The sequence below is a fragment of the Amycolatopsis sp. NPDC004169 genome (assembly GCF_040610315.1).
GTDB lineage: Bacteria > Actinomycetota > Actinomycetes > Mycobacteriales > Pseudonocardiaceae > Amycolatopsis.
Genome location: NZ_JBEXMD010000034.1, coordinates 106,666 through 114,310, shown reverse-complemented (window position 1 = coordinate 114,310; position 7,645 = coordinate 106,666). Strand labels below are relative to the sequence as shown.

The following is a 7,645-nucleotide window of genomic DNA, read 5'->3' as shown; positions in this document are numbered from 1 at the left end:
TGTCGGGATTTGCGGTCACCACGAAGCCGGGGTCGCGTTCGGACTGTCCGAACGCGACCCCGATTTTCGTTGTCCGGTCAGGCTTCCGCGAACTCGAACGGCAGCGCGTCCACACAGGCCTGGTACTTCTGCACCATCTCGTGCTCGGTGTGCGCCGCGACGAACAGTTGCGCCAGCTCGAAGCTGTAGCTGTCCTGTTCCGGCAGTTCCGACAGCCGCTGCCCCACCCGGGGCACGATCTCGATCTGGGTGCCGTCGATGCGGTTCTGCACGGTCGCGATCTCCTCGGGGGTCGGGACGCGCGTCACGACGCCGTCCTCGAACCGCCGCAGGTACCACTTTCCGGCGATCTGGTAGGTGCCCTTGCGGGGACGGCGGCCGGGGTCCTGGCCCAGGCCGAGCCGCACCATGATCTCGTGGTTGGCGACGCCGTCGACGAACTCGAACAGCTCGGCGTGCGACTGCGAGTGCCGCGGGTTGATCTCCAGCAGGCACACCTGGCCGGACTCGGGGTCGCAGAAGAACTCGATGCTGAACGTGCCGTTGTCGAAGCCGATCTGCTTCATCACCCGCTCGGCAACGTCCCGCATCCGCTGGACCGGCTCCTCCCCCAGCTGCGACGGGTACTGATGGCGCAGGAACGACGAGCTGTCCGGGTAGTTGATCGAGTCGAGCGCGCCGTAAGCGGTGACCTCGCCCTGATAGACGTACCCCTCGATGGCCGCCTGGACGCCGTGCAGCGCTCCTTCGGCGAGGCAGGCCGCGCCACCCACCCTGGCGATCTCCGGCGGCAGGTCGACCTGGTCGAGCACGTACCCGAACGGCTCCCCGACGCGGCCGACCTCGGCCCGGATCTCCGCGACCGCGTCGGCGAATTCGCGGTCGTCCCCGGCCTTGAAGGCGAGTTCGGAGGAGAAGGACTTCACCGGCTTGAGCCACATCGGGTAGCCGACGCCCTCCGGCGGCGCGGGGTGCTCGTCGTCGAGGTCGACGATGCCGAAGTGCGGCAGCTCGTCGATCACCTTTCTCTGCTCCAGCCGGCTCCAGTACTTGTGTTCGCACTTCAGCACCGCCTCCAGCGACACGCTGGGCAGGCCGTAGCGGCCGCACAGGATGGGCACCAGGGTCGCGGCCGGGAAGTCCCAGTAGCTGACGATCGCGCCGACTTCGCCGTCGAAGGCGTCCAGCTCGTGCTGCGCCGTCTTCAGCAACGCTTCGAAGTCGATCTCGCCGTGCTGCAGCTCTTCGGGGGTCAGCAGGCCGTGGAACCGGTAACCGGCCGCCCACGGCAGGCGCTCCAGCACCCGCCGGTTCTCCTCGTCCAGGCCGATCACGAAGATGTCGGTACTCATGCCCGGGGGCTACCCGGGCCGTCGAGCGGCCGAAACGGGGCCGGATGGCCCGTTTGACCGGGGCGGCAGCGGGCATCCGCAGGCATGACAGCCCTGCCCGAACCGCTTTCGCTGTGGGTCGAAACCGCTCCTTCCCCGGATCGCACCGCCGTGCCCGTGCCGGAGTCCGCCGACGTCGCGGTGCTCGGTGCGGGCATCGCCGGGCTCACCACCGCGCTGCTGCTCGCCCGGGCCGGCCGGTCGGTCGTCGTGCTGGAGGCCGAGCGGGTCGCGGCCGGGGTGTCCGGCCACACCACCGCGAAGGTCAGCGCCCAGCACGGGGCCAAGTACGCGGACCTCACGTCCCGCCACGGCGCCGATGCCGCCAGGATCTACGCCGAAGCGCAGACGGCGGCGGGCGAGTGGATCGCCGCCACCGATGCCGAACTCGGCATCGACTGCGGCTTCACCCGGGCGGACAGCTACGTCTACACCACGCGCGAAAGCACCGTGGACTCGCTCAAGCAGGAGGCGGACGCCGCCGCCGCGGCGGGCCTGCCGGCGTCGTTCACCGAGGACGTCGCGCTCGACGTCCCGGCGCTCGGTGCGGTGCGGACCACCGGGCAGGCGCACTTCCACCCGCGCCGGTGGCTGCTCGGCCTGGCCGCCGAGATCGAGCGGGCGGGCGGCACGATCGTCGAGCACGCCAGGGCGACCGCGCTCAACGGGCAGACCGTCCGCACCGCGCGAGGTGACGTGGTGGCAGGCGAAGTCGTCGTCGCGACCCACTACCCCGTGCTCGACCGCGGCCTGTACTTCGCGCGGCTCGACCCGGTGCGCGACCTCGTCGTCGCGGGCCCGGCGGCCGGGAACGCCGCGCCCGAAGGCATGTTCCTCGACGCCGACACCCACCACTCCGTGCGCGGGTACACCGAGCAGGGCACGCCGATGGTGATCGCCGGCGGCGAGCACTACCGCGTGGGCGCGCACGTCAACGTCGAACGCCGGTACCGGCGGCTCGCCGAGTGGGCGGACGCGCACGCGGGCCTGCACCGGGTGACCCACCGCTGGTCCGCGCACGACATGTCCACGCCCGACCTGCTGCCCTACGTCGGCCGCTACCTGCCGGGGACGAAGAACCTGTGGGTGGCCACCGGGTTCGGCCAGTGGGGCATGACCGGCGGGACAGCCGCGGGCCACGTCCTGGCGGCGCGGATCCTCGGCGAGCCGCACCCGGCCGCGGACCTGTTCGACCCCAACCGCTTCGACGCGCGTTCCGTGCTCGAAGTGGCCCAGGACAACCTGACCGTCGCGAAGTACCTCGTCGGCGACCACGTCGCCGCGCTGTGGCGGTCGGAGAAACTCGACGACCTCCAGCCCGGTGACGCGCAGGTCGTCCGGGTGGGCGGCGAGCTCGTCGCGGCCCACCGCGACGAAGCCGGGAAGCTGCACACCGTCGGCGCCCACTGCACCCACCTGGGCTGCCTGGTTTCGTTCAACGACGCGGAGAAGACGTGGGACTGCCCGTGCCACGGCTCGCGGTTCGGCGTGGACGGCACCGTGGTGCAGGGCCCGGCGGTCCGCCCGCTGCGCCGCGGCCCGGCGTGAGCCGGCGGGAGAACTCCCCCGCCGGCCCGTCCGGCTAGCCGGAGGCGAGCTTCTTGCCCGCGTCGTACAGCAGGTGCAGGGCGTCCGCCACGCCCACCGCGGTCAGCACGGTGGCCGCCAGCCGGGTCGCCCGCGGCGCGATCACCAGGCCCGCGGCGAGGCCCGTCCCGATCCAGACGTTCAGGCAGAAGGGGCACGAGACGAGCTCGCCGACCGCGTGCTCGACGTGGCCCTTCGCCGGGACGGACTCGTTCAGCTCGTCGTCGCCGGCCGGCTCTTCGTACCGGGTGAACGGGGCGCGCAGCGGGCTGGTGACGGCGTCCTTGGCCAGCAGGCGGCTGGCCTTGAACGTCGCCGCGCCCAGCAGGACCGTGTCGCCGGCGCCGAAGCGCTGCGGCAACCGGGCCCCGGCGGCGCGGCCGAGCAGCGTCAGCCCGCCCACGAGGCCGCTGTAGACGCCCATCGCGACGATGTACCCGCCCAGCGGGCGGTCTTCGTCACCGGCGTAGCGGCGTTGCACCTGCTTCGCTTTTTCGGTGACGTCTTCGATGACGCTCATTCGTCCGCCGATCCGGGCTCCATCATCTTGCCCTGTTGCTTGGCCTTGGCCTGGTCCGGGAGGACGCGCGAGCCGGCCGCCTGGAGCTTGTTCTTCAGCGCGCCGGGGACGATCTTGTCCTTGCCCGCCATCAGGGCTTCGTAGCCCGCTTCGGCGATCTCGGCCGGGTCGTCCTTGGGCCCGGCGGCGATCTTGGTGTCCGCCATGCCGGCCCGCTCGAAGAACTCGGTGTCGACCGGGCCGGGCAGCATCGCGGTGACGGTGACGCCCTTGTCCTTCACCTCGGCTCGCAGGCCCTCGGAGAACGACGTGAGGAACGCCTTCGACGCGGCGTAGACGGCCTGGTAGGGCGCCGGTGACGTGCCGGCGATCGACGAGGTGAACAGCACCCGGCCGTGGCCGCGGCCGACCATCCCGGGCACGACCCGCTTGGCGAGGTGCACGGCCGAGCGGACGTTCAGGTCGACGACGGTCAGCTGGTCCTCCAGCCGGGTGTCCCCGGCGAACTCGCCGTTGACCCCGACGCCGGCGTTGACGGCCAGCGCCTCGACCGGCCGGTCCGCGAGCCGCCCGACCAGGTCTTCCACCCCGTCCGGGGCGGCGAGGTCGGTGCGGACCGCCTCGACCCGCGCGCCGCACGCGCGGACCTCGTCGGCGGCCGCGGCGAGCTCGGCGTCGTCGGCGGCCAGCACGAGGTCGAAGTCGTGCCGGGCGAACTGCTTGGCCAGCTCCAGGCCGATCCCGCTCGACGCGCCGGTGACGACGGCGAGCGGCTTGGTTGCGGTGGTCATCCGTGCTCCTTCCGGTGCTTCCCCGTCGGCTACCCGCCACTGCGGGTGACAATCATGGTTTCCCGGTACGCGGGGCGGGTATTTCGCGGCGGTGGGACGCACCAGACTCCGGCGCAGTGACCTGCGCGGCCCGGGCATCAAGCGCATCCGCCGCGGCCGCGGGTTCTCCTACGCCATGCCCGACGGCTCGCCGGTGACCGACGACGAGCTCCTCGCGCGGATCAAGGACCTCGTCATCCCGCCGGCGTGGCGGAACGTGTGGATCTGCCCGTACCCGAACGGGCACGTCCAGGCGGTCGGCACCGACGACGCCGGGCGGCGCCAGTACCTCTACCACGAGCAGTGGCGCCGCGACCGCGACGAGGAGAAGCACGACCGCGTGCTGCAGATGGCCCGCCGGCTGCCGGCGTGGCGCGCTTCGGTGGCGGAGGACCTCGCCGGACGCGGCCTGACCCGCAAGCGGGTGCTGGCGGCGGCGTTGCGGATGCTCGACCGGGGGATCTTCCGCACCGGCGGCGAGGAGTACGCGGAGGAGAACGGCACCCACGGCGCGGCGACGCTCCTGCGTTCGCACGTGTCCGTCCGCGGCGACGAGTGCCGGTTCTGCTACGTCGCCAAGGGCGGGCTGGACCGCGAGGTGACGATCCGGGACGGCGAGCTGGCGGCGGTGCTGAAGTCCCTGCTGCGCAGCCGGTCCGGCAGCGACCGCCTGCTCGTCTACCGCGAGGGCGGCACGTGGCACGAGGTCCACGCGGCCGACATCAACGAGCGGTTCAAGGAGCTGGCGGGCGAGGACTGCACGGCGAAGGACATGCGCACGTGGAACGCGACGGTCCTGGCCGCGGCGGCGTTCGCGGCGGCGGACCCGCCGACGTCCGAGACGGCCCGCAAACGCGCGGAGGCCAAGGTGATGAAGGAGGTCTCGACGGCGCTCGGGAACACCCCCGCGGTCTGCCGCTCGTCCTATGTGGATCCTCGGCTGGTGGAGGCGTACCGCGCCGAGCGCACGATCGCCCCGGCGTTGAAGCGCGCGGCCCGCCTCGACGGCGACGAGGCGCGGGCGGCGCTGGAGAAGGCTTGTGCACGGTTGCTGAACGCTTCGTGACGGTGTGGAGTGGGAGGAACGGTGGGATCCATCCGAACGTGTACTGGCCGTGAGCTGCCGTCGTCCGGGAGCCTGGAGGGGATGAACCCTGAAGTTTCCCCGGTGCGCTGGCGCGCGTCGATCGCCCTCACGGTGGGCGGCGACGGGCCGGTGTCGAGCATCGTCGAGTCCGACCACGGGAGCGAGGGGTCGGCGCGGGAGTGGATCGAGCGAAAGCTGCCCCGGACGAGGTTCCCGGCGTGGATCCCGGCGGCTCGGCGGCGGGACGGGGTGGAGCTGTTCGGGCGGGTGGCTCGGGGGCGGGTGGTGACGGATCAGCTGCTTCCGACGTGGGAGTCGGAGGTTACGCCGGTTTGGCATGCTGATCGGGCTGGGGATCGGGTGCAGTGGCGGCGGTGCTCGGCTGGTGAAGGGTGAGGTTCACCCGGTAGGGGCCGGGGGGCGGGCCAGGGTGAGGGGCCGAGGGATGAGGGGCCGAGGGGTGAGCGGGCCGGGGGTGAGAGGGTCGAGGGTTAGGGGCAGTTCAGGTACGCGGGCCGACCCCTCAAGTACGTGAGACGACCCTCCAGGTACGCGGGCCGACCCCTCAAGTAGGTGAGACGACCCTCCAGGTACGCAGCCCGACCCTCCAGGTACGCGGGCCGACCCTCCAGGTACGCGGGCCGACCCCTCAAGTACGTGAGACGACCCTTCAAGTACGCCCGTCGGCCCCTCAAGTACGCGAGCGGGCCCCGGGTACGGTTGCCGATCCTCCAGATACGCGAGCCGCCAAGTCGGCCTGTAGCAGCTTTCCTCGCCGCCGCAGCCGGCGCGCGTTGTCGCCCGCGGCCTCAGGCTTTGCCCACGTCCTTGCGCAGCAGGCAGAACTCGTTGCCCTCCGGGTCCTGGAGGACCACCCACGATTCCTCGCCCGTCTGGCCCACGTCCGCCGGGCGGGCGCCCAATGCCTTCAACCTCGCCAGTTCCGTCTCCTGGTCGACCCCCTCCGGGCTCACGTCCAGGTGCAGTGGGAGCTTTCCGCGGCGGGGGTTCTCCGTCTGGGCCAGGATCAACGTCACCGGCCCTTCGCCGAAGGCCGCGCCCGGCGGGCCCAGGGCCAGGCCGTCCGGCTCGTGGCCGATCACCTCGTACCCGAGGACCGCGCACCAGAACTCCGCCAAGCGGTCCGGGTCGTGGCAGTCCAGCACCAGTTCGGTGATCCGGCAGGCCATCCGCTCACTTCCGTTCCGACTCCGCCACCGCCGCGGCTTCGTCGTCGTCCATGGCCTTCGTGTCCCGCGGCGGCAGGAACGGCTCCTCCTGGTCGTCCGCGTGGCCTGCCTCGATCGCGCGGCCGCGGGCCAGCTCCGCGTCCAGCTCGGCCCCCAGCAGGATCGCGAGGTTGGAGATCCACAACCATACAAGGAACGCGATCACCCCGGCCAGCGAACCGTAGGTCTTGTTGTAGGAGCCGAAATTCGCGACGTACAAGGCGAACCCGGCCGACGCCGCCACCCACAGGACCACCGCCAGCAACCCGCCCGGTGTCAGCCACTTGAAGCCCGGCAACCGCACGTTCGGGCCCACCCAGTACAGCAGCGCGAACGCCAGGCTCACGAGCACCGCGATCACCGGCCACTTCGCGATCTCCCACACCAGCACGCCCGTCGAGCCGAGGCCGATCAGGTCGCCGATCCGGCGGGCCACCGACCCCGTGGCCACCACGCCCAGCGCGCACGCCGCCAGCAGCACCACGATCCCCACCGTCAAGGCGACCCGCAGCGGGATCGTCTTCCACACCGGACGTCCCTCCGGCATGCCGTAGATCGCGTTCGACGCCCGCATGAACGCGCCGATGTACCCCGACGCCGACCACAGTGCGCCCAGCAGGCCCACGATCGCCAGCGGGCCGGCCAGGCTGCGCGAGCCCGCCAGCTCCCGGATCGCGCCGACGAGGATGTCCCGGCCCTGGCCGGGGACGATCTGGTTGACGTTGTCGATCACCGTCTGGATCTTGTCCGGGCCCAGCAGGCCGAGGATCGCGGTGAGCACGATGATGCCCGGGAACAGCGACAGCACGCCGTAGTAGGTGAGGGCCGCGGCCCAGTCCGTCAGATTGTCCCGGTTGAACTGCTTGAAGGTCCGTTTGAGCGCCCCGCCCCACGACCGCTTCGACAACTCTTCCGGTCCGTCGGGCTCGTTCCCGTGTCTGGCCATCAGCGCACCTCCTGCTCCGTCCCGGCGGGCATACCCCCGTCCGGGAGTGGGTATG

The 7,645-nt window shown here is 71.7% G+C and carries 7 protein-coding genes; 2 read left to right on the top strand and 5 right to left on the bottom strand.

What is annotated here, in order from left to right:
- Positions 1-77: 77 nt before the first annotated feature.
- The gene (locus ABZX11_RS35110) at positions 78-1,352 is read right to left on the bottom strand and encodes an ATP-grasp domain-containing protein (RefSeq protein ID WP_354921362.1); all 1,275 of its coding nucleotides are present in this window, start codon (positions 1,350-1,352) and stop codon (positions 78-80) included.
- 84 nt (positions 1,353-1,436) lie between these two features.
- Between ABZX11_RS35110 and ABZX11_RS35105 the strand changes: the two genes are divergently transcribed.
- Positions 1,437-2,939: an FAD-dependent oxidoreductase gene (locus tag ABZX11_RS35105; protein WP_354921359.1), complete on the top strand. Its 1,503-nt coding sequence runs from the start codon at positions 1,437-1,439 to the stop codon at positions 2,937-2,939.
- Positions 2,940-2,973: 34 nt separating this feature from the next.
- On the opposite strand, the gene ABZX11_RS35100 is transcribed toward ABZX11_RS35105, so the two are convergent.
- Both ABZX11_RS35100 and ABZX11_RS35095 read right to left on the bottom strand, forming a co-directional pair.
- The gene (locus ABZX11_RS35100) at positions 2,974-3,498 is read right to left on the bottom strand and encodes a DUF1360 domain-containing protein (RefSeq protein ID WP_176169961.1); all 525 of its coding nucleotides are present in this window, start codon (positions 3,496-3,498) and stop codon (positions 2,974-2,976) included.
- The gene (locus ABZX11_RS35095; RefSeq protein WP_354921356.1) at positions 3,495-4,289 is read right to left on the bottom strand and encodes an SDR family NAD(P)-dependent oxidoreductase; all 795 of its coding nucleotides are present in this window, start codon (positions 4,287-4,289) and stop codon (positions 3,495-3,497) included. Before ABZX11_RS35095 ends, ABZX11_RS35100 begins: the two co-directional genes overlap by 4 nt.
- 91 nt (positions 4,290-4,380) lie before the next feature.
- Between ABZX11_RS35095 and ABZX11_RS35090 the strand changes: the two genes are divergently transcribed.
- On the top strand, positions 4,381-5,394 hold the full coding sequence (locus ABZX11_RS35090) for a DNA topoisomerase IB (RefSeq protein ID WP_354921353.1): 1,014 nt from the start codon (positions 4,381-4,383) through the stop codon (positions 5,392-5,394).
- 830 nt (positions 5,395-6,224) lie between these two features.
- Here the strand turns inward: ABZX11_RS35090 and ABZX11_RS35085 are convergent.
- Positions 6,225-6,605: a VOC family protein gene (locus tag ABZX11_RS35085; RefSeq protein WP_354921350.1), complete on the bottom strand. Its 381-nt coding sequence runs from the start codon at positions 6,603-6,605 to the stop codon at positions 6,225-6,227.
- A gap of 4 nt (positions 6,606-6,609) precedes the next feature.
- Positions 6,610-7,590 carry a YihY/virulence factor BrkB family protein gene (locus ABZX11_RS35080; protein WP_354921347.1) on the bottom strand — a complete coding sequence of 327 codons (981 nt, stop codon included), beginning with the start codon at positions 7,588-7,590 and terminating at the stop codon, positions 6,610-6,612.
- Positions 7,591-7,645: the final 55 nt, after the last annotated feature.

Excerpts from the sequence above, each read along its gene's own strand:
- ABZX11_RS35085 (WP_354921350.1), bottom strand. The coding sequence starts at position 6,605 with ATGGCCTGCCGGATCACCGAACTGGTGCTGGACTGCCACGACCCGGAC.
- ABZX11_RS35100 (WP_176169961.1), bottom strand. The coding sequence starts at position 3,498 with ATGAGCGTCATCGAAGACGTCACCGAAAAAGCGAAGCAGGTGCAACGC.
- ABZX11_RS35095 (WP_354921356.1), bottom strand. The coding sequence starts at position 4,289 with ATGACCACCGCAACCAAGCCGCTCGCCGTCGTCACCGGCGCGTCGAGC.
- ABZX11_RS35110 (WP_354921362.1), bottom strand. The coding sequence starts at position 1,352 with ATGAGTACCGACATCTTCGTGATCGGCCTGGACGAGGAGAACCGGCGG.
- ABZX11_RS35105 (WP_354921359.1), top strand. The coding sequence starts at position 1,437 with ATGACAGCCCTGCCCGAACCGCTTTCGCTGTGGGTCGAAACCGCTCCT.
- ABZX11_RS35080 (WP_354921347.1), bottom strand. The coding sequence starts at position 7,590 with ATGGCCAGACACGGGAACGAGCCCGACGGACCGGAAGAGTTGTCGAAG.